General features: G+C 67.5%; 19 protein-coding genes. 6 read left to right on the plus strand and 13 right to left on the minus strand.

What is annotated here, in order from left to right; all coding sequences use genetic code 11:
* Positions 1-169: 169 nt before the first annotated feature.
* The 5 genes from NGK62_RS13505 to NGK62_RS13525 all read left to right on the plus strand — a co-directional run bounded on the left by NGK62_RS13505 (position 170) and on the right by NGK62_RS13525 (position 7,853).
* On the plus strand, positions 170-982 hold the full coding sequence (locus tag NGK62_RS13505) for a helix-turn-helix domain-containing protein (RefSeq protein ID WP_502802973.1): 813 nt from the start codon (positions 170-172) through the stop codon (positions 980-982).
* A 174-nt stretch (positions 983-1,156) separates the two neighbouring features.
* Positions 1,157-2,230, plus strand: coding sequence for a uroporphyrinogen decarboxylase (gene hemE / locus NGK62_RS13510; protein ID WP_059377279.1), 1,074 nt, complete (start codon positions 1,157-1,159; stop codon positions 2,228-2,230).
* 304 nt (positions 2,231-2,534) lie between these two features.
* Positions 2,535-4,622, plus strand: a complete 2,088-nt coding sequence (locus NGK62_RS13515) for a primosomal protein N' (RefSeq protein WP_251878656.1) — start codon at positions 2,535-2,537, stop codon at positions 4,620-4,622.
* Between the two features lie 208 nt (positions 4,623-4,830).
* Positions 4,831-6,894, plus strand: coding sequence for a UvrD-helicase domain-containing protein (locus tag NGK62_RS13520; protein WP_251878658.1), 2,064 nt, complete (start codon positions 4,831-4,833; stop codon positions 6,892-6,894).
* 104 nt (positions 6,895-6,998) lie between these two features.
* Positions 6,999-7,853 (plus strand): class II glutamine amidotransferase, encoded by an 855-nt coding sequence (locus NGK62_RS13525; protein ID WP_118933380.1) that lies wholly within the window; start codon positions 6,999-7,001, stop codon positions 7,851-7,853.
* 8 nt (positions 7,854-7,861) lie between these two features.
* On the opposite strand, the gene dapD is transcribed toward NGK62_RS13525, so the two are convergent.
* The 10 genes from dapD to NGK62_RS13575 form a co-directional block, all read right to left on the minus strand.
* Entirely contained in the window at positions 7,862-8,845 is a 984-nt protein-coding gene (gene dapD / locus NGK62_RS13530) for a 2,3,4,5-tetrahydropyridine-2,6-dicarboxylate N-succinyltransferase (RefSeq protein WP_118933379.1), read from the minus strand.
* A gap of 59 nt (positions 8,846-8,904) precedes the next feature.
* Complete coding sequence (locus NGK62_RS13535; RefSeq protein WP_251878661.1) at positions 8,905-9,903, minus strand: autotransporter outer membrane beta-barrel domain-containing protein; 999 nt, start codon at positions 9,901-9,903, stop codon at positions 8,905-8,907.
* Positions 9,904-9,910: 7 nt separating this feature from the next.
* Positions 9,911-11,041 (minus strand): M20 family metallopeptidase, encoded by a 1,131-nt coding sequence (locus NGK62_RS13540; RefSeq protein ID WP_251878663.1) that lies wholly within the window; start codon positions 11,039-11,041, stop codon positions 9,911-9,913.
* A 39-nt stretch (positions 11,042-11,080) separates the two neighbouring features.
* Entirely contained in the window at positions 11,081-11,986 is a 906-nt protein-coding gene (locus NGK62_RS13545) for an alpha/beta hydrolase family protein (RefSeq protein ID WP_118933378.1), read from the minus strand.
* Positions 11,986-12,996 (minus strand): ABC transporter ATP-binding protein, encoded by a 1,011-nt coding sequence (locus NGK62_RS13550; RefSeq protein WP_013391145.1) that lies wholly within the window; start codon positions 12,994-12,996, stop codon positions 11,986-11,988. The genes NGK62_RS13545 and NGK62_RS13550 overlap by 1 nt, the downstream gene beginning before the upstream one ends.
* A complete protein-coding gene (locus NGK62_RS13555) occupies positions 12,993-13,976 on the minus strand; it encodes an ABC transporter ATP-binding protein (protein WP_059377297.1) in 984 nt (327 codons plus the stop codon). The genes NGK62_RS13550 and NGK62_RS13555 overlap by 4 nt, the downstream gene beginning before the upstream one ends.
* Before the next feature lie 132 nt (positions 13,977-14,108).
* Entirely contained in the window at positions 14,109-15,026 is a 918-nt protein-coding gene (locus tag NGK62_RS13560) for an ABC transporter permease (RefSeq protein ID WP_251878665.1), read from the minus strand.
* Positions 15,027-15,032: 6 nt separating this feature from the next.
* Positions 15,033-16,010, minus strand: coding sequence for an ABC transporter permease (locus tag NGK62_RS13565; RefSeq protein WP_013391148.1), 978 nt, complete (start codon positions 16,008-16,010; stop codon positions 15,033-15,035).
* A 49-nt stretch (positions 16,011-16,059) separates the two neighbouring features.
* Positions 16,060-17,691 (minus strand): ABC transporter substrate-binding protein, encoded by a 1,632-nt coding sequence (locus NGK62_RS13570; protein ID WP_251878667.1) that lies wholly within the window; start codon positions 17,689-17,691, stop codon positions 16,060-16,062.
* Positions 17,692-17,761: 70 nt separating this feature from the next.
* On the minus strand, positions 17,762-18,733 hold the full coding sequence (locus NGK62_RS13575; RefSeq protein WP_118933377.1) for a M14 family metallopeptidase: 972 nt from the start codon (positions 18,731-18,733) through the stop codon (positions 17,762-17,764).
* A gap of 281 nt (positions 18,734-19,014) precedes the next feature.
* Here NGK62_RS13575 and NGK62_RS13580 point away from each other — a divergent pair, with 281 nt between their 5' ends.
* Entirely contained in the window at positions 19,015-19,911 is an 897-nt protein-coding gene (locus NGK62_RS13580) for a LysR family transcriptional regulator (RefSeq protein ID WP_251878669.1), read from the plus strand.
* A gap of 82 nt (positions 19,912-19,993) precedes the next feature.
* Here NGK62_RS13580 and NGK62_RS13585 read toward each other — a convergent pair whose 3' ends face one another.
* From NGK62_RS13585 to NGK62_RS13595, 3 genes are all read right to left on the minus strand, one after another.
* Complete coding sequence (locus NGK62_RS13585) at positions 19,994-21,607, minus strand: ABC transporter substrate-binding protein (protein WP_059377307.1); 1,614 nt, start codon at positions 21,605-21,607, stop codon at positions 19,994-19,996.
* Between the two features lie 386 nt (positions 21,608-21,993).
* Complete coding sequence (locus tag NGK62_RS13590) at positions 21,994-22,227, minus strand: hypothetical protein (protein WP_054455155.1); 234 nt, start codon at positions 22,225-22,227, stop codon at positions 21,994-21,996.
* Positions 22,228-22,347: 120 nt separating this feature from the next.
* A complete protein-coding gene (locus NGK62_RS13595) occupies positions 22,348-23,208 on the minus strand; it encodes an NAD(P)H-hydrate dehydratase (protein ID WP_251878671.1) in 861 nt (286 codons plus the stop codon).
* Positions 23,209-23,254: the final 46 nt, after the last annotated feature.

The raw sequence follows: 23,254 nt of genomic DNA on the forward strand, positions 1-23,254 counted from the left end.
ACGTGAACGTCCGCCGCGCCGCCCTTTGTGCGAGCCGCAATGCGATCACTACGAATAGCTGCAAGGCGGTTGCAACAGTAGCCTTCAGTCTTCCTAGTCAAGCGTAGGGGGAAGCGTGCGAGAAGTCCTGGATTGCGGGGTACTGCTGGCGCCCGGCCACGATGGGCCGATGCGCGACCTGGTCGCGCTGCACCCGGCCAGGCAGACGCGTGTGCGGCTGCATCTGGTGTCGCTGAGTCCGGTGCGCTATGCGGCCCCCGGCGTGGCGGCACGCGATGCCGCATCCGGCGCGCAGAGCGATGCCCATGCGCAGGCCGAAGGCCAGGAAGCGGACGTGCAGGCGTTGGCGCGGCTGGCGGTGGCGCTCAGGCGCTACGACTGCTGCATCCTGCCGGTGGCGCCGCCATCGCTCTCCTGGACGCGGATGGCCCTGCAACAAGCGGGCAGCGCGTTGAGCACGCCGGTGCTGTTGCTGGTCTCCGATGTGAAGGCGCCCGCCATCGAAGACCTGCTGAGCCTGGGCGCGTCGGATTTCATCATGCAGCCGGCCTGCCTGGAGAGCATGCGGGTGCGGCTCGGCCGCCTGGCCGGCGCGGCGCAAGGGCGAGGCTTGGCGCGGACGGATATCCGCGAGCCCGCGACGGCCTATCGCGAGGCGCAGCCCCAGTTGGGTGCGGACGGGGTGTCGAGGCACGCTGTCCTGCGCTCGCGGGTGCCGGCGGATCAGGTCGAGCAAGCCTTGTCGGGCATGCGCAAGCAGCACCCGCGGCCTTCGCACGAATCCTTCCGGATCGCGAAGGCGCGAGTGGTGGACGGCTTCGAGCGCGACTATATCCGGCATGCGCTGTCGCGCCATGGCGGCAACGTGGCGCAGGCGGCGCGGGCGTGCTGCAAGCATCGGCGGGCGTTCTGGGCCCTGATGCGCAAGCACGGCATCGAGGCGGCGCCGTACCGGCAGGCCGCGCAGGAGCGGGGAGCCTGAAACGACGGGGCGGTGGCCAACTGGTCGGCGCGGGGCCAGCCAGCGGGACGTCACGCGCGCCGTCTTGCCCCGGAAAGCGCCCCGCTTGCGCGGCGGCAAGTGCGGCGCAGAGCCTGGCTGCGACTTGTCAGCCAGGGGAAGTAAAATCACGGCTTCCGATCATCGAGGATAGTCGTGTCTGCTTCCGTACTGAAGAACGATGTGTTCTTGCGCTCGCTGCTGCGCGAGCCCGTGCCCTACACCCCGATCTGGCTGATGCGCCAGGCCGGCCGCTACCTGCCTGAGTACCGCCAGACGCGGGCCCGCGCGGGTTCCTTCATGGGCCTTGCTCAGAACCCGGACTACGCTTCGGAAGTCACGTTGCAGCCGCTGGAGCGTTTCGACCTGGACGCAGCGATCCTGTTCTCGGACATCCTGACGGTGCCGCACGCCATGGGCCTGGGCCTGGACTTCGCCGAAGGCGAGGGCCCGCGCTTCGCCCGTCCGGTGCGTACCGAAGAAGACGTGGCGCGCCTGGAAGTGCCGGACATGGACAAGCTGCGCTACGTGTTCGATGCCGTGCGCACGATCCGGCGCGACCTGGACGGCAAGGTGCCGCTGATCGGCTTTGCCGGCAGCCCCTGGACCATCGCCTGCTACATGGTGGAAGGCCAGGGCAGCGACGACTACCGCCTGATCAAGACGCTGCTGTACGCGCGTCCCGACTTGCTGCACCGCATCCTCGAAATCAACGCCGAAGCCACGTTGCAGTACTTGAACGCGCAGATCGCCGCCGGCGCCCAAGCCGTGATGCTGTTCGACAGCTGGGGCGGCGTGCTGGCGGATGGCCTGTTCCAGCAGTTCTCGCTGGCCTACACCCGCAAGGTCGTGGCCGGGCTGACCCGCGAACACGAAGGCCGCCGCGTGCCGGCCATCGTCTTTACCAAGGGCGGCGGCCAGTGGCTGGAACAGATCGCCGCTTGCGGCGCCGATGCCGTGGGCCTGGACTGGACGGTGGATCTGGCCGCCGCGCGGCGCCGCACCGGGGACTCGGTCGCGTTCCAGGGCAACCTCGACCCCATGGCCTTGTTCGGCGGCGGACCCGCCATCCGTGCCGAGGCGCGGCGCGTGCTGGACGCGTTTGGACCGGTGGGCAAGGGCGGCCATGTGTTCAACCTGGGACACGGTATTTCCCGCTTTACTCCGCCAGAAGCCGTAGCCGAATTGGTTGATGAAGTCCATCAGCACAGCCGTTCGCTGCGGGGGTAAGTGAGTGAACGCTTCGGTCTACAGGGCCGGAGCAGGAGGGTCCCCGGGGACACTTGTGCACAGCAAGATTGCTCTCGGGGAAAACCCTTTAGATGCTAGTTTACAATCTCGGAAGCTCTAATAAGTCATTGTTTTTAATGATTAAATTAGGGTTTTCAACAAGATTTCGCAAGTTTGCGCAATCTTGTCAAATTCCAATTTTCGATGTTGCTCCAGCCTTTTCCCCAAAGTTATCCACAGGCGGAAAATGGAGCGCGCCGGCATCATCCGGGATCATCCGTCTACATGCTCCGTCCTAGCTCCCATGTCTGAAGCGCAGCCGAATACGACCCCAGCGGTCTGCTGGGTGCGGGTGGCGCTGGACGTGCCCTTGCCCGGCCCCTTCGATTACCGCAGCGACGCGCCGGTGACGGTGGGCCTGCGGGTCATCGTGCCGTTCGGCCGCCGCAAGCTGATTGGCGTGGTGGTGGACAACCCGGCGGAGCCGTCTTTCGACCCCAAGCAGATCCGGCCGATCGAAGAGGTGCTGGATGACCTGCCGCCTTTCGACGAGGACTGGCTGCGTCTGGCCCGCTTTGCCGCCGACTACTATCAGCGGCCGCTGGGCGAGGTGATGCTGCCCACGCTGCCGCCGCCGCTGCGCAAGCCCACGGCCTACCAGGGCAAGCGCTCGGCCGGCGGACCCGTGGCGCGCCTGGACGGGCGCAAGCGCAAGGCGGTGCGCGCGCCGGCCCAGGCGGATCAGCCGCCGGAACTCAACGACGCCCAGCGCGAGGCGGTGGACGCCATCGGCGCGCTGGACGGGTTCAAGCCCGTGCTGTTGCACGGCGTGACGGGCAGCGGCAAGACCGAGGTGTACCTGCGCGCGGCCGAAAGGGTGTTGGCGGCGGGACGCCAGGTGTTGCTGATGGTGCCCGAAATCAACCTGACGCCGCAGCTCGAAGGCGCGCTGCGCGCGCGCCTGGAGGCGCTGGTCGGACCGGACGGCCTGGCGGTCATGCATAGCGGCCTGTCCGATGGCGAACGCCTGCAGGCCTGGACCCGCGCCCAGCGCGGCGAGGCCCGCATGTTGCTGGGCACGCGCATGTCGGTGTTCGCGCCCTTGAGCCAGTTGGGCCTGATCGTGGTGGACGAAGAACACGACGCGTCCTACAAGCAGCAGGACGGCTTGCGCTATTCGGCGCGCGACCTGGCGGTGTGGCGCGCCCATGACCTGAATATCCCGGTGGTGCTGGGGTCGGCCACGCCGTCCCTGGAGACCTGGCAGCATGCCGAGCGCGGCCGCTACCTGCGACTGACCCTGCCGGGCCGCGCGCGCGCCAGCAGCCTGCCGTCCATGCGCCTGATCGACACGCGGCGCCTGCAACTGAAGCAGGGCATGTCGCCGCAGTTGCTGGACGCCATCGGGCAGCGTCTGGAACGCAAGGAACAGTCGCTCATCTTCCTGAACCGCCGCGGCTATTCGCCGGTGCTGCATTGCCAGTCTTGCGCCTGGGTCAGCAATTGCCCGCGTTGCACCGCGTTCACCGTCCTGCACCGCACCGACGGCCGCGGCCATCGCCTGCAATGCCATCACTGCGGCTATCAGGCCCCCGTGCCGCGCGCCTGCCCCGAATGCGGCGACCAGGACCTGGCGCCGATGGGACGCGGCACGCAGCGGGTCGAGGAGCATCTGGCGGAGTTGTTTCCCGAGGCGCGCATCCTGCGCATCGACGCCGACAGCACGCGCAAGAAGGGCAGCGCCGAAGCGCTGTTCGCCTCGGTGCATGCCGGCGAGGTGGACATCCTGGTCGGCACGCAGATGGTGGCCAAGGGCCACGACTTCGCGCGCCTGGGACTGGTGGGCGTGCTGAACGCGGATTCCATGCTGTTCGCGCACGACTTCCGCGCGCCGGAGCGTTTGTTCGCGCAGCTGATGCAGGTGGCGGGCCGCGCCGGCCGCCATCAAGGCAACGGCGAGGTGCTGATACAGACCAACTACCCTGAGCAGCCGGTCTACCAGGCGTTGCTGCGGCACGATTACGCGGGCTTTGCCCGCCATGCCCTGCACGAGCGGGAAAGCACCGGCCTGCCGCCTTTCGTTTACCAAGCCCTGCTGACCGCCGAGGCGCGCGAGCTGAAGGTGGCGCTGGAGTTCCTGGAGCGGGCGCGGGCCTTGCCGGAAGGCGAGTGGGCGGCCGACTTCCCGGGCCTGGACGCCATTATGCTGTACGACCCGGTGCCGCTGCGCGTGGTACGCGTGGCCAATATCGAGCGTGCGCAGCTGCTGGCCGAAAGCAGCAGCAGGCCGGCCTTGCAGGCCTTCCTGACGTCCTGGTCGCATCACCTGCCGTACTTGGCCAACGAAGCGCGCGTGCGCTGGCAACTGGAAGTCGATCCGCTGGAAATCTGATCGGCCGCGGCCGGGGCCAATGCGCCGTCGATCCGATTGTTCTATGATCTTTCTCCTCTATCGCGCCGGCGCGGCAGGCCCGCTGCGGCGGCTGCGCCCGTCCCCTTTTTCTCGCGTGTTACCGGCCCGCTGACGGGCGGCCGCAAGCTCCGTGCTTGCTGGCCGCAGCTTCAATGCGGCCGCCGCGATGCATGATCACCTGACTCAAATGTCCGCCAGCGAACCTATAGCCCAAGGCATGAACCCCGCTCAACGCGAAGCGGTGCTGTACCTGGACGGCCCCTGCCTGGTGCTGGCCGGCGCCGGCAGCGGCAAGACGCGCGTGATCACGCAGAAGATCGCCTACCTGCTGCGCGAATGCGGCTACATGGGGCGCAACGTGGTGGCGCTGACCTTCACCAACAAGGCCGCGCGCGAGATGGATGAGCGCGTGAAGACCCTGGTGGACCGCAAGCTGTCCAAGGGCCTGATCATCAGCACCTTCCATTCGCTGGGTGTGAAGATGCTGCGCGAGGAAGCGCGCAATGCGGGGCTGAAGCCGACGTTTTCGATCCTGGACGCCGACGATGCCATGGCCATCATCCAGGAACTGCTGAACACTACCGACAAGGCCCGTCTGCGCCACGTGCAGGGCATCATCTCGCTGTGGAAGAACGGCTTGATGGAACCGGACGATGCCGCGCGCGAGGCCATCACGCCGGCCGACGTGGAAGCGGCCAACGTCTACCGCAGCTACGCCGCCACGCTGGCCGCCTACCAGGCGGTGGACTTCGACGACCTGATCCGCATCCCGGCGCTGCTGCTGGCCAACAACGAAGAAGTGCGCACCCGCTGGCAGAACCGCGTGCGCTATCTGCTGGTGGACGAGTACCAGGACACCAACGTGTGCCAGTACCGCCTGGTGCAGTTGCTGACGGGCTCGCGCGCCATGTTCACGGCGGTCGGCGATGACGACCAGGCGATCTACGCCTGGCGCGGCGCGACCATCGAAAACCTGGCCAAGCTGACCACCGACTACCCCAACATCAAGCTCATCAAACTGGAGCAGAACTACCGTTCGGTGCAGCGCATTCTGGCGGCCGCGAACCAGGTGATCGAAAAGAATCCCAAGCTGTTCGACAAGAAACTGTGGTCCGAGCTGGGGGTGGGCGAACCCATCCTGGTGTCGGCCATGGACGGCGAGGAACAGGAGGCCGAATCCATCGCCATGAAGGTGTCGGCGTCGCGCTTCGAGCGCCAAGCGCAGTGGAAGGATTTCGCCATCCTGTACCGCAGCAACCATCAGTCGCGCATCCTGGAACAGGCGCTGCGCAACCTGAAGATTCCGTACACGATTTCGGGCGGCCAGAGTTTTTTCGACAAGACCGAAGTGCGCGACGTGCTGGCCTATCTGCGCATCCTGGCCAACGACGACGACGATCCGGCCTTCATCCGCGCGGCCACCACGCCCAAGCGCGGCATCGGCCAGGCCACCTTGCAGACGCTGGGGCAGTACGCCGCCAGCCGTGAACTGTCCCTGCTGGCGGCTGTGGCCGAGACCGGCCTGGAAAGCCTGCTGGCGCCACGGCAGTTGGAGCCGCTGCGCACCTTCACCGAGTTCATCCGCCGCATGCAATGGCGCGCCGGCCGCGGCGCGGCCGATGCCAAGAGCGCCGCGCCGTCCGAGCCCGCGGGCGTGCTGCTGGACGATCTGCTGGAGGCCATCCAGTACGAACGCCATCTGTATGAGCTGTTCGAAGAGCGGCCCGCGCAGACGCGCTGGCAGAACGTGCTGGAGCTGACCGGATGGCTCAAGCGCAAGGCCGAAGAAGACAACATGACGCTCTTCGATCTGGTGCAGCACGTGGCGCTGGTCACCATGCTGGAGCGCGGCGAGGAAGAAGAGCCCGATGCCGTGAAGATGTCCACCCTGCATGCCTCCAAGGGGCTGGAGTATCCGCACGTGTACCTCGCGGGCGTCGAGGAAGGCTTGCTGCCGCACCTGGGCAAGGACGACGAGGTCGGCGACCCGGCGCGCGCGGCCGAGAACCTGGCTTCGCGCATCCAGGAAGAGCGCCGGCTGATGTACGTGGGCATCACGCGCGCGCAGCGCAGCCTGAACCTGAGCTGGTGCAAGCGCCGCCGCCGGGCGCGCGAGGACCTGGTGCGCGAGCCTTCGCGCTTCATCGAGGAAATGGGCCTGGGCGATGTGCGCATGCAGGAAGACGCGGCTACCGCCGCGATGAATCCCAAGGAGCGCATGGCCATGCTCAAGGCGCTGCTGAAGAAATAGGGGCGGGGCGGCGGCTTGTGGAAAGCCGCGGCCTGCTCCTACACTGGACTGCGCCCGCCCCGCGGTCCGGGGCGCGGCAACCCCGTGGATCGAAGGAGCGCGCCATGTGTCGCTGGCTGGCTTATACCGGTAGTCCCATACAGATGGAGAGCGTGCTGTTCAAGGCCAAGCACTCCCTGATCGACCAGAGCCTGCACTCGCGGCTGGGCGCCACCACCACCAATGGCGACGGCTTCGGGCTGGGCTGGTATGGCCGTCAACACGAAGGCCAGCCGCTCGAGCCGCCGTTCCGCTACCGCAGCGTGCATCCGGCCTGGAACGACCGCAATCTGCGCGAGGCCGCGCGCGCAATCCATGCGCCGCTGTTCGTGGCGCACATCCGCGCCGCCACCGACACGCCCGCGCAGGAAACCAACTGCCATCCGTTTCGCCATGGCCAGTGGCTGTTCGTGCACAACGGCGTCATCCGCGACTATCCGCTGCTCAGGCGCGACCTGATGCTGATGATCGCGCCGGCCTATTTCGGGTCGCTGGAAGGGTCCACGGATTCCGAGGTGATGTTCCTGCTGGCCTTGAGCTTCGGCCTTGAGGAAGACCCGCTGGCGGCGCTGGCTCGCATGGTGGGCGCGGTGGAAGAGACCGGCAGGCGGCATGGCGTGGCGCAGCCCATCAACATGACGGTCTGCGCGCTGGACGGCCAGCGCCTGATCGCCGTGCGCTATTCCAGCGAGGCCGATTCGCGCACGCTGTTCCACAACACCTGCGTGCGCCATCTGCGCCAGCTGTATCCCGACAATCCGCAGATCGCGGCGTTGGATGATGACGCCTTCATGCTGCTGTCGGAGCCCTTGACCGAGATGCCCGGCGCCTGGGAGGAAGTGCCCGAAGCCACCGCCATCATCGCGGGCGGCGGCACGGTGGCGCACTATCCGTTTGTGCCGGTGCCGCCAGGAGCCTGAGCCGGGGTTCAGTGCCCCGTATGCAGGGCCGGATTCAGCGTGCCCCAGGCGGCGGTGCGCACCAGGCACTCCACGGCGCCGGTCTGCGAATTGCGGCGGAACAGCAGGCCTTGCTGGCCCGCCAGCGAGGTGGCCTTCACCACCGCGCCTTCCGGCGTCAGCACGCGCGTGCCGGCGGTGATGTAGCAGCCGGCTTCCACCACGCAGTCGTCGCCCAGCGAAATGCCGATGCCCGAGTTGGCGCCCAGCAGACAGCGCTTGCCGATGGACACCACCTGCTTGCCGCCGCCCGACATGGTGCCCATGATGGATGCGCCGCCGCCGATGTCGCTGCCGTCGTCGACGATGACGCCGGCGCTGATGCGGCCTTCGACCATGGACGCGCCCAGCGTGCCGGCGTTGAAATTGCAGAAGCCTTCATGCAGCACCGTGGTGCCGGGCGACAGATGCGCGCCCAGGCGCACGCGCGCGGTGTCGGCGATGCGCACGCCGCCGGGCATGACGTAGTCGGTCATGCGGGGAATCTTGTCCACGCCGCGGATTTCCAGGATCTGGCCAGAGGCGCGCAGGTGCCAGCGCAGCGCATCCACCTGATCCACCGCGCAGGGGCCGGCCGAGGTCCAGGCCACGTTGGCCAGCACATTGAACAGGCCGTCCAGGTTGGCGTCGTGCGGGCGGATCAAGCGGTGGCTGAGCAGGTGCAGGCGCAGATAGGCGTCGTGCGCATCGACCGGCGGTTCGTCCAGCGACGAGATCGCGGTACGCACGGCGACGATGTCGACCTTGCGGCGGGTGTCGCGGACCAGGGCGGTGGGCACGTGTTCGCCCAGCGCGGCGCGGGCTTCCTCGGGCGACAGGTGGCGGGTGCCGGTGGCCGGCGAGTTGTCGGCCAGCGAGGGACGCGGATACCAGGTGTCCAGGATGGCGCCGTCGGCGGCCAGCGTGGCGACGCCATAGGCGATGGCGCTGAGGGGCTTGGGGGAGTCGGCCATGATGAAAGAGGAAGGGCGCAGTCTGAGTGCGTAATTCTAAGGCGAAAGGGCTGCGGCTTTCAGAGGTTGCCGAAGGCCCATCGCAGGCTCAGCGAGCCAGTGTGCTCGCGGTTGCCGCCGCCATACTGGCCGCCGTAGGCCAGGCCGATGACGGCCGAGCGCGACACGGCGATTTCCAGGCCCGCGCCCGCCAGCGCGGCGGACCGGGCGATGGGCGCGCCGGCCACCGACAGCACGCTACCGCCGTCCAGCACCAGGGTGGTTTCCGGCTGCACGTCGCCGAAGGCCCGGCGCCAGCCCAGCGTCGCATGCAGCTTGCCGAAGGTGGGGCCGAGCGCGAAGCCGGTCTGGCCGCGCAGCCCCAGCGTGGTGGTGGTCTGCCGGATCCGTCCCGCGTCGCCCGAGAGCGCCGTGGAACCGCCCGATTCGCTGAAGCTGCGCGTGCGCACATTGCGCACGGCCAAGCCGGCGAACGGTTCGATGGCGGCGCGTGGCGACAGTGCCAGCTCGTAACCCAGTTCCGAGAAGGCCTGCGCGGTGTAGGCGCTGAAGTCGGCGGTCAAGGTCTGCCGGGCGATGCCGGGCATCTCGAAATGCCGCCGGGTGTCGATGTCGTGCCAGGTGTAGGAGGCGGCCGTCAGCAGGTTCAGCTTGCCCGGGCCCGCGTCGAACGACCTCTTGCCATAGATCCCCGCGGTATAGCTGTACACGTCCAGCCGTGCATCGGCCGCGTCGATGCGGACCCGGCTGCGGGTGGCGCCCAGCGCGCCGCCCAGGCGCCAGCCGGCGCCGGCATCGAATTCGCCGCCGCCATACACGCCGGTGGTGCGTTGCTTGATGCGGGCCGTGTTGGCGCCGCCTTCCAGCGTCTGCCAGTTGTCGACGGCGACGAGCCAGCCCGGCTGGGCCGGCGCGGGACGGGTCGGCCGATCGGCAAGCAGGCTGTGGTCCGGTTCGGCCTGTCCGGTGTGGGCGTGCGCCGCGCCAGCCGCGCACAGGGCTTGCATGGCGAGCGCCCGCGCCAGCAGTTGCCGGCGCACGGCTATCGGTGGCGGCAAGGACTTTTTACGCCAGTTCTTTCAGCAGCAGCTCCCAGAATTTCATGCGCTGTTCCAGCGTCGAAACCAGGATGTACTCGTTCAAGGTGTGCGCGCCGTCGCCGTCGGCGCCCAGGCCGTCCAGCGTCGGGATGCCCATGGCGGACGTGAAGTTGGCGTCGCTGCCGCCGCCCGTCATGGGTGCGTCTTCCAGCAGGAAGCCGGCGCGTTCGGCGTAGCCCTGCACCAGCGCCAGAAGATCGGCGGCGGCTTCGGTCTTCACCATGGGCGGACGGTTCAGTTCCACGTCGATGTCCAGTTCCACGTCCGGACCCACGGCGCACAGCTCGCGCATGCGGCGCAGCACGTCCTCGGCGGCGCCCATGTCGGGCACGCGGAAGTCGACCACGCAGCGGCACAGCGCCGGCACGGTGTTGGTCACGGTGCCGCCGGCGATGGTGCCGACGCTGACGGTGATGCCGCGGTCATAGTCGGTCATGGCTTCCAGCGCCAGCACCTGGTGGGCCATTTCGCGGATGGCGCTGCGGCCTTTCTCGTGCTGCATGCCGGCATGGGCCGGACGGCCCTTGACGTTCAGGTTCAGCATGCCGGTGCCCTTGCGCGCCGTGACGCACTTGCCGCCGTTGGGGCGGGCGGGTTCGCAGACCAGCGCGTACTTGGCGTTGGCGGCGAAGCGCTCGATGTGCGCGCGCGACGCGTGGCTGCCGGTTTCTTCGTCGGGCACCACCAGGAAATCCACTGGCAGATGGGTCGCGCCGGGGCGAGCCAGGCCGGACAGCGCGGTCAGCGCCAGGTAGATGCCGGCCTTCATGTCGTAGCCGCCGGGACCATAGAGGCGGTCGCCTTCGATGCGTACCGGGTTCTCCAGCAGCGTGCCTACCGGATGCACCGTGTCCATGTGCGCCAGGATCAGGATGCCGGGGCGCGTGTCGCCGGGGGCGCGGTTGGTCGCGTACAGCAGCGGGCCCGTGGTCGGGCCCAGCGACGACAGTTCCACCGTCAGGCCGGCGGCCGCGGCGTAGTCGGCGATGATGCGCGCCATGGCGGCGATGCCTTCGGGGAAGTTCGAGGGCGATTCGCATTGCAGCCAGCTCTTGATGCCGGCGACGATCTGTTCAGTGCTCTGGGTGTTGGACATGACGGTATCGGATATCTGCAACGAAGAAAATGGGAGCGGTCAGGCGACCTGCTGGCCGGCCAGGCGGGCCAGTTCGGCGTCATCGGGCATCTTGCCATCGAACCAGAGGCTGGCGCACACGGCGGACATGGCGCGGCCGTCGTGGCCGATGCCGGGCACGACCTGCAGCTTCCAGCCGAACGGCACGCCGCGGCGCTCGGCCTCCTTGCGGCCGAACTCGAAGTAGTTCTGGGCGCGCGCAAAGCGGTGCGGGCCTTGACGCATGGCGGCGGGTTCGGACGGCAGGTTGGGGTCGTCGGTGGCGATGTCCTGGTCGCCCGCCAGGATGGTCATCGGGTAGGCCAGCAGCTTGACCAGGTGCTCTTCGGTCAGGCCGACGCCGTCCATGCCTTCGGGGAAGGGATAGTCGAACGTGGGCAGCGTGTACCAGCCCGGGTTGCCGGCAGTCACGGCCTTGAACGGCGCGTGCGGCTGGCTGCTCATCAGGCGGTGCACGAACTGGCCGCCCGCGGAATGGCCGAACAGGTAGACGTTCTGGCCGTCGGTGATTTCACCGGCGATCAGGTCCTTGATGACGTTGCCCACCAGCGCGTAGGTCCAACCGTCGATGTGGCGCGGATTGCCGCCGGCCGAAAACACGCGGCCGTTGTTGTAGCTTTCCACGCCGGGCCAGATCTCGTTGGAGAAGGTCAGCGCCACGATCAGCAGCTTGTGCTTGTCGGCGGCTTCCACCCAGAAATCGCGGTACTCGTCGCCGTTGCGCAGCACGCCGTGCTGCACGATGACCACCGGCATGTCGGGCGTGTAGCCGTAGGGGCGGTAGGTCTGGAGCTTGAAGGGACGGTCGGAGTTGCGGTCCTCGTCCACATACAGGATGGCGTTGCGGCCGGCATGGCCCAGTTCGATGGCGATGCGGTCGACGTTGGACATCTCGGAGGGTTTCATCAGGCGTTCGCCTCATTCAGGTGGCAGGCCGACCAGTGGCCTGCCGAGATTTCTTTCAGGACCGGCGCCTGCTCGCGGCAGCGCGGCATGGCGTGGGGGCAGCGGGGATTGAAGGTACAGCCCGGCGGCGGGTTCAGCGGCGACGGGATTTCGCCCTTGATCGGCGTGAACTTGCGGCCGCGGCGGCCCACGTCCGGCACCTCGGCCATCAGGGCCTGGGTATAGGGATGGTTGGCGCGCGCGAAGATCTCGGCCGACGTGGAGATTTCCACGATCTTGCCCAGATACATGATCGCCACGCGGTCCGAGATGTGCTTGACCACGCCCAGGTCGTGGCTGATGAACAGGTAGGTGAAACCGTGCTGTTCGCGCAGGTCCATGAACAGGTTGATCACCTGCGCCTGGATCGACACGTCCAGCGCGGCCACGGGCTCGTCGCAGACCAGGAACTTCGGCGCCACCATCAGCGCGCGGGCGATGCCGATGCGCTGGCGCTGGCCGCCCGAGATCTGGTGCGGGAAGCGGTCGCGGTATTCGGGGTCCAGGCCCACTTCCTTCAGCGCCTGGTCGATGCGCGCGGGAATCTGGGCGGCGGGCGCCAGCTTGTGGACCTTGAGCGATTCGCCCAGGATCTGGCGCAGGCGCTGGCGCGGATTCAGCGAGGCCTGCGGATCCTGGAAGATCATCTGCACGCCCAGCGTGTAGGCGAGCTTGTCGGCGCCGCGCAGGCGGCGGGCTTCCTGGCCCTGGTACAGCAGCTGGCCTTCAGTCTGGCCGTGCAGCCCGGCGACGACGCGGCCCAGCGTGGACTTGCCGCAGCCGGACTCGCCGACCAGGCCCACGACTTCGCCGCGCTTGATGGACAGGTCCACGCCGTTGACCGCATACACGGTGCGGCGGTCGATGGGACGGCCGGTCAGGGCCAGGATGCGCTGGGCCAGGTCGGGCCGTTGCTCGAAGCGCTTGTGGACGTTCTTGAGCTCGATGACGGGAGTATCGGCTTGGCTCATACCGGCTGGGCCTCGCGGGTAATCGGCACGTAGCAGCGGTAGTTGCGCGCGCCTTCGGTGGTGACGGTGGGGGCTTGTTCGGTGCAACGCGTGACCGCGCTGGTGCAGCGCGGGCGGAACGGACAGCCCGAGGGACGGCCGGCGAGGCTGGGCGCCATGCCGTTGATCTGGTGCAGGCGCGCGCCAGGCTGGGTGGCGCCGGGCATCGAATCCAGCAAGCCCTTGGTGTAGGGGTGGCGCGGCGCGTCCAGCACCTCTTCGACCGGGCCGCTTTCGACGATGCGGCCGGCGTACATCACGGCCACGCGGTCGGCCAGTTCGGCCACCACGCCCAGGTCGTGGGTGATCCAGATCAGCGCCGTGTTGTGCTCGCGGCAGATCTCCTGCATGCGGTAGAGGATCTGGCCCTGGATGGTGACGTCCAGCGCCGTGGTCGGCTCGTCGCAGATGATCAGGTCGGGCTTGTTCAGCATGGCGATCGCGATCGCCACGCGCTGGCGCATGCCGCCCGAGAATTCGTGCGGATAGCTCTTCAGGCGCTTTTCGGGTGAAGGAATGCCGACCATGGCCAGCGCCTCGCGGCAGCGTTCCTCGGCTTCCGCGCGCGGCACGTTTTCGTGGGTGAGGATGGCTTCCATCATCTGCTCGCCGATGCGCAGCACCGGATTGAGCGTCATCAGGGGATCCTGGAAGATCATGGCGATGCGGTTGCCGCGCAACTGGCGCATCTGCTCTTCGCTCAGCTTGCGCAGGTCCGTGCCCTTGAACTTCACCTCGCCGTCCACCACTTCCCCGGGCGGGTCGATCAGACCCAGGAGCGAAAAGCCCGTGACGGATTTGCCGGAACCCGATTCGCCGACCAGGCCGACGATCTCGCCGCGGCGCACGGTCAGGTCGACGCCGTCGACCGCCAGCCAGGCGCCGGCTTCGGTATGGAATGCGGTGCGCAGGCCGCGCACTTCAAGAATGTTTTCGCTCATTTCAGTTGCCCATTGCGCCAACCGCGGCGCATGTAATGGAGATAGCTCCATCGGGATGCCGCGGAGCCGGCTTTGCCGGTCCGCAGGCATGCCCCCTTGAGGGGGAAGCGCGCAGCGCTTCGGGGGTGGGCCTCATCTCTTGGGATCCAGGCTTTCGCGCAGGCGGTCGCCCACGATATTGATGGAGAGGATCAGCACCAGCAGGGCGATGCCCGGGAACAGGCTGATCCAGTAGTCGCCCGACAACAGGTACTGGAAGCCGTTGGAAATCAGCAGGCCCAGCGAGGGTTCGGTGATGGGCACGCCCACGCCCAGGAACGACAGCGTGGCTTCCAGGGCGATTGCGGTCGCGATCTGGATGGTGGCGAACACCATGACGGGGCCCAGGCAGTTGGGCAGCAGGTGGAACAGCATGATGCGCCAGGCCGGGAAGCCCAGGTTGGCGGCGGCTTCCACGTACTCCTTGCGGCGTTCCTGCAGCGCGCGGCTGCGCATGATGCGGGCGTAATGCCCCCACTGCACCAGCACCAGGGCCAGGATCACCTTGTCGACCCCGCGCCCCAGCACCACCAGCAGCACCAGCGCCACCAGGATGGTCGGAAAGCCCAGGATGAAGTCGACGATGCGCATGAGCACGGTGTCGACCACGCCGCCTACATAGGCGGCCACCAGGCCGATGGTGCCGCCCACGGCGGTGGCCAGCACCACGGCGGACAGGCCCACCATCAGGCTGATGCGCAGGCCATACAGGATGGCGCTGAGCATGTCGCGGCCCTGGTCGTCGGTGCCGAGCCAGGCGATGCTGCCGTCCATCAGCGCCTGGCGCGGCGCCAGGCGGCCGTCCATCAGCGAAAGGTTGGCGAGGTCGTAGGGATTCTGCGGCGCGAAGTAGGGCGCGAAGACCACCAGCACGATCAGGATGGTCAGCGCGATGACGGAGCCGCGCACCGTCGGGCGCGCGTGCAGTTTCTTCAGGATGGAGGCGCGCTGGGGCGTCTCAGCCAGGGGCTGGACGGTGCGGGTGCGGCCGGGATTGGGAGTTTGAGCCATGGCGGATTATTGAGCGGGAGTCACGAGCTGCACGCGCGGATCGAGCGTGGCGTACAGGATGTCCACAACCAGGTTGATGATCACGAAGATCAGGGTGACCAGCATCACGTAGGCCACCACGACCGGGCGGTCCAATTGGTAGACGCTGTCGATCAGCAGCTTGCCCATGCCTGGCCATGCGAACACGGTTTCGGTGATGGTGGAATAGGCGATGAGGGTGCCGAATTCCATGCCGATCACGGTGACCACGGGGATCAGGATGTTGCGCAGGATGTGGCGGCGCACGATGCGGCCGGGCTTGACGCCCTTGGCGCGCGCGAACTTCACATAGTCCTGGCTGCGGGCCTCGACCACGCCGGACGCGGTCAGGCGCAGCACCAGCGCGATGTTGGCCAGCGCCAGGTTGATGGCCGGCATGATCAGGTGCGACCAGCCGTCGGCAGTCAGAATGGACAGGGGCACGCCCAGCACGGTGACCGTGTCGCCGCGGCCGGTGGCGGGCAGCCAGCCCAGCCACACCGCAAACAGCAGGATCAGCATCATGCCTTGCCAGAAGTTCGGCAGCGAAAAACCCAGCACCGAGGATGCCATGATGCCGCGGCCCAGCGGCTGGTCGCGGTACAGGCCCGCGATCAGCCCCAGCGGAATGCCGAACACACAGGTCAGCATGATGGCCACGACCACCAGCTCGAACGTGGCGGGAATGCGCTGCACGATCAGTTCGATGGCGGGGATGCCGTGCACGAAGGAGGTGCCCAGGTCGCCGTGCAGCGCGCGCCACAGGAATCCTGTGTATTGCTGCCATACCGGCAGGTCCAGGCCCAGGCGGGCGATCATCGCCTCGCGTGCGGCCTGGCTGGCTTCGGGGCTGACCAGCAGTTCGATCGGATCGCCCACGGCATAGACCGCGAAGAAGACCACGACCGAAACGGCCAGCAGCACGAACAGACTCTGTATCAGTCTGCGTAGGATGAACAAGGCCACGAGATTATTTCCTTGGTGGGCTCAGGGTTTGCGGGCGCCGCGTAGGGTCTTACTTGGCGGGCTTGGCCGACATGGCCAGGGTGTACTGGTCGGCGCGGCCTTCATAGGTCAGTCCCTTGCGGAACGCCCAGATGCTGCTTTCGAAATGCAGGGGAATGCTGGGCAGGTCGGCCAACGCCAGCGTCAGCGATTCCTGCAGCAGTTTTTCGCGCGCGGCCGGGTCCACGGTGACGAGGGCGCGCTTGAACACGCGGTCGAACTCGGGGTTGTCATAGCCGCCGTAGTTGCTGGTGCCCAGGCCGTGTTCCTTGTCGAACGCGCTGACCCAGTATTGCAGGAAGGACGAGGCCTCGCCGGTTTCCGACGACCAGCCGCCCATGGCGAAGCTGAACTCGCGCTTGGCGCGCTTGGGGAAGTAGACCGAGCGCGTCATGGTGTCGACGGTGGTCTTGATGCCCACGCGCGACAGGTATTGCGCTACCGCCTGCGTGATCTGCGCGTCGTTGATGTAGCGGTCGTTGGTGGACGAGACGGTCAGTTCGAAGCCGTTCGGGTAGCCGGCCTCGGCCAGCAGCTTCTTGGCGGCGGCCGGGTCGTACTTGAGCTCGGGCGGCTTGGGCAGGGTGCCGAACATGCCGTCGGGCAGGAATTGGTTGGCCGGCGTGGCGGCGCCGTCCATGATGCGGTCGGCGATGGTCTTGCGGTCGATGGCCATGGAAATGGCTCGGCGCACGCGCACGTCCTGCAGCGGGTTCTTGCCGTCGGCGGCCTTGACGCCGGGGCTGGGATTGCGCGCCACGTCGGGCTGGAAATACACCACGCGTACCGACGGCGTGATGACGTGGCCGAAACCCGGGGTCTCCGAAATGCGCTTCACGTCGCGCGCGGCGGGGTTTTCGATCAGGTCGAAGTCGCCCGCCAGGAGGCCCGTCAGGCGCGGGCCGGCAGCCGGCACCGGCACCATCCTCACGTCCTTCCATGCGGGCTTCGCGCCCCAGTAGGCGTCGTTGCGCGTCAGCTCGATCGCGGTGCCCTTGACGTAGCTCTTCAGCGTGTAGGGCCCGGTGCCGATCACGGAGCGGCCGGTATTGAAGTCGGCCACGGTGGGCCAGACGCCGGTGACGCCGCACTTGTTCTTCAGGTCGAAGCTGATCGGGCCGTGTTCGGCGATGCCGTTCCACAGCATGCCCATGCGGGTCAGGTCGTTGGGCAGCAGCGGATAGGGCTGGCGCGTCTTGATCACCAGCGTGTTGCCGTCGCGCACCTGCACGTCGGCGAACTTCTGCACGATGGAAGGGTACGAGCTGCTGATGGACTGCTCGTTGTTGACCACGCGGCAGAAGGTGAACAGCACGTCCTGCGCCGTGAAGGGCTGGCCATTGGAAAACTTGACGCCGTCGCGCAGCGTGAATTCCCAGGTCGTGTCGTCCACCGGCTTCCAGGCCGTGGCCAGGCGCGGGATCAGGTCCATCTTGGCATCTTGCCCCACCAGCGTCTCGAACATGTGCGAAGTCATCGCATCGTTCGGCGTGGCCTGGTGGTAGTGCGGATCCATCGACGTCGGCTCGGACGACAGGCCGATCCGCAGAACGCCGGCGGCGTCCTGCGCGATGGCCGCGGTGGTACAGGCGGCCATGGCGAAGGCCGTGAGCATGCTGCGGTAGAGCGTCTGGGCAGACATGGATTTTGTCCCTTTGTTGTATTGGTTATGGTGTTGCAGGGCGGCGTCGCTGGCGGGCCGCCGCGGATCTTCAGGCGATGGGCTGCGCCAGCCGGACGACGGTCACGCCGGGCCGCAGATTGGCGGTGGACGGCATGATCAGCACGCAGTCGTCATAAGGCGTGACGACGGGCTCGCCCTCGGACCAGCCGATCAGGTCGCCGGCGCGGGCCAGCGTTTCCAGGCCCTTCCAGGGCTGGGCGAAGCGGAAATCGGCGCTCTTGGCGGCGATCGCATGCGTGACGCGCAGTGCGCGCTGCGTGGGCGCCGCGGGGGCGAACCAATCCGCGGGCAGGTCGCCGCGGTCCACCGTGCCCGCTTCCACCAGGAAGCGCGCCATCTGGTCGACGGCCACGCCGCGCGCCTCGGGCGCGCCATGGAAGCCGCATTCGATCAGCAGGGAACGGGTGCCGTTGTCGCCGGCTTCGCCGAAGCGGCCGTAGTCGCGCATGCGCACGCCCGCGGCATGGCCGGCGTCGGCGATGATGGTGGCGGGGTTGCCCAGCGCCAGCGCCAGATCGATATTGCGTTGCTCCATGCCGGTCAGCTGCAGCGGCACGTCGGAATTGCTCATCGAATGGAAGTCCAGCAGCCAGTCGGCCTGCTCGACCCAGGGCTGGATCTCGGCTGCGCGGCGGCGTTCCTGGCTGGCGGGCGCGCTCAGCTTGTCGTCGCTCCAGACGCGGTTCATGTCTTCGTCGACGAAGCGCGCGGGCGCGTAGTTGGCGGGGTCGAAGCGGTCGAACGCCGCCAGGTTGCAGAACGCCAGCGTCAGCGAACCGCGGCGCGGGCGCAGGCCTGCCGCCAGCGCGTCCTTCAGCGCCCAGGCGCCGCAGAGTTCATTGCCGTGGATCAGCGCGCTCAGCATGACGCGCTTGCCCGGCACGCCCGAATCGAAATGCCAGACCCCCGGGGTATCCGTGTTGCCCACCCGCTCCGCCGACAAGTTCGGACAGGCAAGTAGAAATGGGCGCGGTGTGGACGCGGGGGCGGACGTGGGCATGGGAACTCCGATGAAGCGACGGGATTGTATAGGCGATGGCGCTGGGGTGGCGGCTAGCCGCCGGCATGAGCGGGCGCCGCGGCGCGGCGGGCGCTGAAACAGGCTGCTAACACGGGTTTTCCCTTATATATAGGGCGCGTCAGGCGCGCGCCGCCTTTGAGTATTGGGCGAATTCTAGGAGCTTGGCTGCTTTCTCTACAATTAGAATATTTATCTCGAGCTTTGCAGAAAAGGCAAAGCTTGTTCCCCATTCCCAATCCCTGAGAACCGCGAGGGCTGACGTGCACGGCATCGCCTTGAAGTATTTTCTGGAGGTTGCCCAGGCGGGCAGCCTGAGCGGCGCGTCCGAGCGCCTGCATGTGGCGGTGTCGGCCATCAGCCGGCAGATCGCCAAGCTGGAGGAAGAGGCGGGCGCGCCGCTGTTCGAGCGCGCCGCGCGCGGCATGGTCCTGAGCGAAGCGGGGCAGCTGCTGCTGGCGCATGCCCGCCGCACCATGCTGGAAGCCGATTCCGTGCTGCAGGAAATCGCCGCCATCAAGGGCGCCGCGCGCAACGAGATCCGGGTGGCCTCGGTCGAGGGCGTGGCGCGGATCTTCCTGCCCTCGGTGATGGCGCGTTTTCGCCGCGACTGGCCCAACATCCGCTTCGATCTGCACGTGGGTTCGCCGGCCGAGGTCAGCCGCCGGGTGGCCGAAGGCAGCGTGGAGCTGGGGATGGTCTTCATCGCCGAACGCATCGGCGGGGTCAGTCCGCGCTATTCGCGCCGCGCGCCGGTGCATGCGGTGATGGCGGCCGACCATCCGCTGGCGGGCCGCGCCAGCGTCAGCCTGCAGGATCTCAGCCAGTATCCGCTAGCCCTGACCGGGCCCGGCACCACCACGCGGCAGCTGTTCGAAATGGGCTGCGCGCTGGAGTCGGTGCAGCTGGAGCCGGCGCTGACCTGCAACGATTCCTCGCCGCTGCACGGTTTTGTCTTCGGGTCGGACGCCATCATGCTCAGCGGCTATATCTCGGTGGCCTGGAGCCTGCGGCGCGACGAGCTGATCGCCGTGCCGATTTCCAACGCCGAGCTGCAATCGCGCACCCTGCAGATCCAGGTCATGCCGGGCCGGGTGCTGCCGCCGGCGGCCGAAGCCTTCGTCGAACTGCTGGCGCGAGAACTGGACGACGCGTTGTAAGGCAGGGCGGCGGCATAGTCTGCCAAGGGTGCAAAAAAAAACGGCTGCCCTGGGGCAGCCGTTTTCGTTCAGGCGGACCTGATTACTTCTTTTCGGGCGTGACCGAGGTGGCCAGCGTGTACTGGTCGCGACGGCCTTCGTAGGTGATGCCCTTGCGGAAGGCCCAGATGCTGCTTTCGAAGTGCAGCGGGATCAGCGGCACGTTGTCCAATGCGATCTGGGTGGACTGCTGCAGCAGCTTCTCGCGCTTGGCCGCGTCCACCGTCACGATGGCTTCCTTGTAGACCTTGTCGAAGTCGGCATTGCTGAAGCCGCCGTAGTTGCTGGTGCCCAGGCTGTTGGGGGAATCCAGGGATGCCACCCACAGCTGGAACAGCGCCGAGGCTTCACCCGTTTCCGCCGGCCAGCCGCCCATCGAGAAGCTGAACTCGCGCTTGGCGCGCTTGGGGAAGTAGATGGAGGCCGTCATGGCGTCCACATTGGTCTTGATGCCGACGCGGGCCAGGTACTGGGCCACGGCTTGCGCCACCTGGCCGTCGTTGACGTAGCGGTCGTTGGTCGACGACAGCGTCAGTTCAAAGCCGTTCGGGTAGCCGGCTTCGGCCAGCAGCTTCTTGGCGCCTTCCGGGTCGAACTTGATTTCCGGAGCCTGGGGCAGCGCGCCGAACATGCCGTCGGGCATGTACTGGAAGGCGGGCGTGGCCATGCCGTCCATGATGCGGGCGGTGATGGTCTTGCGGTCGATGGCCATCGAGATGGCCTTACGCACGCGCAGGTCCTGCAGCGGGTTCTTGCCGTCGGCGCTCTTGACGAAGGGGCTCGGGTTGCGGCCCACGTCCGGCTGGAAGAACACCAGGCGGGTCGACGGGGTGGCGACGAAGCCGAACTTGGGGTTGTCCTTCAGGCGCGGCAGGTCGCGAGCGGCGGGGTTTTCGATCATGTCGAAGTCGCCGGACAGGAGGCCGGTCAGGCGCGGGCCGGCCGACGGCACCGGCACGAACTTCACTTCCTTCCAGTACGGCTTGGGGCCCCAGTAGTTTTCATTGCGGACCAGCTCGATGCCGGTGCCCTTGACGTAGGACTTCAGGGTGTACGGGCCGGTGCCGATGGCATCCTTGCCGTTGTTGAAGTCGGCCACGGTGGGCCAGGCGCCGGTTACGCCGCAACCCTTCTTGGGGTCGAACGTCAGCTTGCCGTGCTCGACGATGCCGTTCCAGACGATGGGCAGCGAGCGCGCCAGTTCGGCGGGCATCAGCGGGAAGGGCTCGCCGGTCTTGATGATGACGGTGTGCGCGTCCGGCGTCTGCACGTCGGTGATGCGCTTGGTCATGTCCATGTAGGACTGCGACACGTTGGTTTCGTTGTTCAGCGTGCGGCAGATGGTGAACAGCACGTCTTCGGACGTGAACGGCTTGCCGTTGGAGAACTTGACGTCGTCGCGCAGCTTGAATTCCCAGGTCTGGTCGTCCAGCGTCTTCCAGGAAGTGGCCAGTGCGGGCACCAGCTTCATGTCGGCGCTGCGACCCACCAGGGAACTGTAGACGTGCGCGGAGAACGCGTCGTTCTGCGTCATCTTGTGATAGTGGGGGTCCGCCGAGGTGGGTTCGGCCGACAGGCCGATCTTCAGCGTCTGGGCTTGGGCGGCGGCCAGGGGAATGGCGGCGGCCGCAAGGGCCAGGGTAGTGCGCAACTTCATGGTGACAACTCCGGATGGGGAACGAACCGGATCGCGCCTGCGTGTAAACCGGCCTGCGCCAGCCGCGCGGGCGGCGTCGCCTGGAAGGGGCTCAGGGGGGTTTGGCGCCGGGCACGACGGCAAGGGGCCGATTATCGGTAGGGGCTTCGCGCACTGTCAATGCGCAATGGCAAGCGCGGCGCTAGGGAAAACGCGGAGAGGGAGGGGGAAAGAGGGCGCCGCGCTGCCTCGTCTGGAGGCCTGCGCGGCGCGATGGCGCCCGGGTGAGGGACTGGGCGCCGAAGAACCGCCGCAAGGGGCGCCGGGAAGCCGGCGGGCGTTGCGGCGGGGTCGCGCCAGGCTGAATCGCGGGAGATCGATCGCGACTCAGGCCAGCGCGGCAGGGCTTACCACTGCGAACCGGAGAAGCGCGAGCTGGCGGCGCGGGCCTTGTTCATCGACTCGTTCACTTCGTCGATGAAGGAAAACACGGCGGCAACAGCTGCCACTACGGCTTGGCCGGCCTTCTTCAGGCTGGTCAGCGGATGGGAATTCGGTTGGTTCTCGAGGGCGCCGCGGAGCAGATCGCGCTCCAGCGCGTCGGTCAGTCGGGCAGTGTGGTTCAGGGTCAGTTCGCTCATGGTTTGCTCCAGTCCGTTTCGTCTTGGTGTAAACCATTATAGGGATAACCCTAGGGTCGATGCAACGCTATTTTTAGGGTAAACCCCTATATGTTGTAAAAATGTTTATTCCCCAGGGACTTAGCCGCTATTTCGCAGGGCGCGGGCCGCGTCCGCCAGCTCTCCGGCGGTCAGTCCGATGGGGCCGACACCCTGGGCCACCAACGCATCGGCCGCCGCGCCGTGCAGCCAGACGGCGCCGGCCACGGCCTGGTCCAACGGCAGCTTCTGGGCGATCAGCGAACCCAGCATGCCCGCTAATACGTCCCCGGTTCCGGCGGTGGCGAGCCCCGGATTGCCGCTGGTGTTGATCCGCAGATCGCCATCCGGGGAGCTGACCACGGTGCCTGCGCCCTTCAGCACGATCCAGGCGCCGTAGCGTAGCGCCAGTTTCCTGGCGGCGGCCGGGCGGTCGGCCTGCACCTCGGCCGTATCCACGCCAAGCAGCCGCCCGGCCTCGGCCGGATGGGGCGTCAGCACCACGGTGCCCTCGCCCCAGTTGGGTTGGATGTCGCCGCGGGCCAGCAGATTCAGCCCGTCCGCGTCCAGCACCAGCGGCGCTGCGCGGCGCAGCACGAACAGCTCGGACAGAGCGTTGGCCGCCAGGGCGCCCGTGCCTATGCCGCATCCCGCCACCCAGGCGGTGACGCCCCAGTCTTCTTCCAGCAGCGAGCGGGCGTCGCGCAGCATCAGTTCGGGCTGCTGCGGATCGCAGGCCAGCGGCGCGGCGTCCTGGGCGAAGCCGACCAGCACCTTGCCGGCGCCGGTCTTCAGGGCGGCGCGCGCGGCCAGCAGCGCCGCGCCCGTCATGCCCGGGCCGCCGCCCACCACGCCCACCGTGCCGAAACTACCCTTGTGAGTGTCGCGGCCGCGCGGCGCGAACAGGGCGGGCAGGGCGGCGCGGTCGATGGCGCCGCCGGCGGACGGGGCGGTAGTGTTCATGGGCTGAGGCTCCTGGGGATGGCGGCGTGGCGCGAAGGCGCGTATC

This window comes from Achromobacter sp. Marseille-Q4954, assembly GCF_943737025.1.
Lineage (GTDB): Bacteria > Pseudomonadota > Gammaproteobacteria > Burkholderiales > Burkholderiaceae_B > Achromobacter > Achromobacter bronchisepticus_A.

Excerpts from the sequence above, each read along its gene's own strand:
- NGK62_RS13505 (WP_502802973.1), top strand. The coding sequence starts at position 170 with ATGCGCGACCTGGTCGCGCTGCACCCGGCCAGGCAGACGCGTGTGCGG.
- NGK62_RS13545 (WP_118933378.1), bottom strand. The coding sequence starts at position 11,986 with ATGAAACCCTCCGAGATGTCCAACGTCGACCGCATCGCCATCGAACTG.
- NGK62_RS13555 (WP_059377297.1), bottom strand. The coding sequence starts at position 13,976 with ATGAGCGAAAACATTCTTGAAGTGCGCGGCCTGCGCACCGCATTCCAT.
- NGK62_RS13560 (WP_251878665.1), bottom strand. The coding sequence starts at position 15,026 with ATGGCTCAAACTCCCAATCCCGGCCGCACCCGCACCGTCCAGCCCCTG.
- NGK62_RS13585 (WP_059377307.1), bottom strand. The coding sequence starts at position 21,607 with ATGAAGTTGCGCACTACCCTGGCCCTTGCGGCCGCCGCCATTCCCCTG.
- NGK62_RS13540 (WP_251878663.1), bottom strand. The coding sequence starts at position 11,041 with ATGTCCAACACCCAGAGCACTGAACAGATCGTCGCCGGCATCAAGAGC.
- dapD (WP_118933379.1), bottom strand. The coding sequence starts at position 8,845 with ATGGCCGACTCCCCCAAGCCCCTCAGCGCCATCGCCTATGGCGTCGCC.
- NGK62_RS13515 (WP_251878656.1), top strand. The coding sequence starts at position 2,535 with ATGTCTGAAGCGCAGCCGAATACGACCCCAGCGGTCTGCTGGGTGCGG.
- NGK62_RS13590 (WP_054455155.1), bottom strand. The coding sequence starts at position 22,227 with ATGAGCGAACTGACCCTGAACCACACTGCCCGACTGACCGACGCGCTG.
- NGK62_RS13595 (WP_251878671.1), bottom strand. The coding sequence starts at position 23,208 with ATGAACACTACCGCCCCGTCCGCCGGCGGCGCCATCGACCGCGCCGCC.
- NGK62_RS13520 (WP_251878658.1), top strand. The coding sequence starts at position 4,831 with ATGTCCGCCAGCGAACCTATAGCCCAAGGCATGAACCCCGCTCAACGC.
- NGK62_RS13550 (WP_013391145.1), bottom strand. The coding sequence starts at position 12,996 with ATGAGCCAAGCCGATACTCCCGTCATCGAGCTCAAGAACGTCCACAAG.
- NGK62_RS13525 (WP_118933380.1), top strand. The coding sequence starts at position 6,999 with ATGTGTCGCTGGCTGGCTTATACCGGTAGTCCCATACAGATGGAGAGC.
- NGK62_RS13570 (WP_251878667.1), bottom strand. The coding sequence starts at position 17,691 with ATGTCTGCCCAGACGCTCTACCGCAGCATGCTCACGGCCTTCGCCATG.
- NGK62_RS13575 (WP_118933377.1), bottom strand. The coding sequence starts at position 18,733 with ATGCCCACGTCCGCCCCCGCGTCCACACCGCGCCCATTTCTACTTGCC.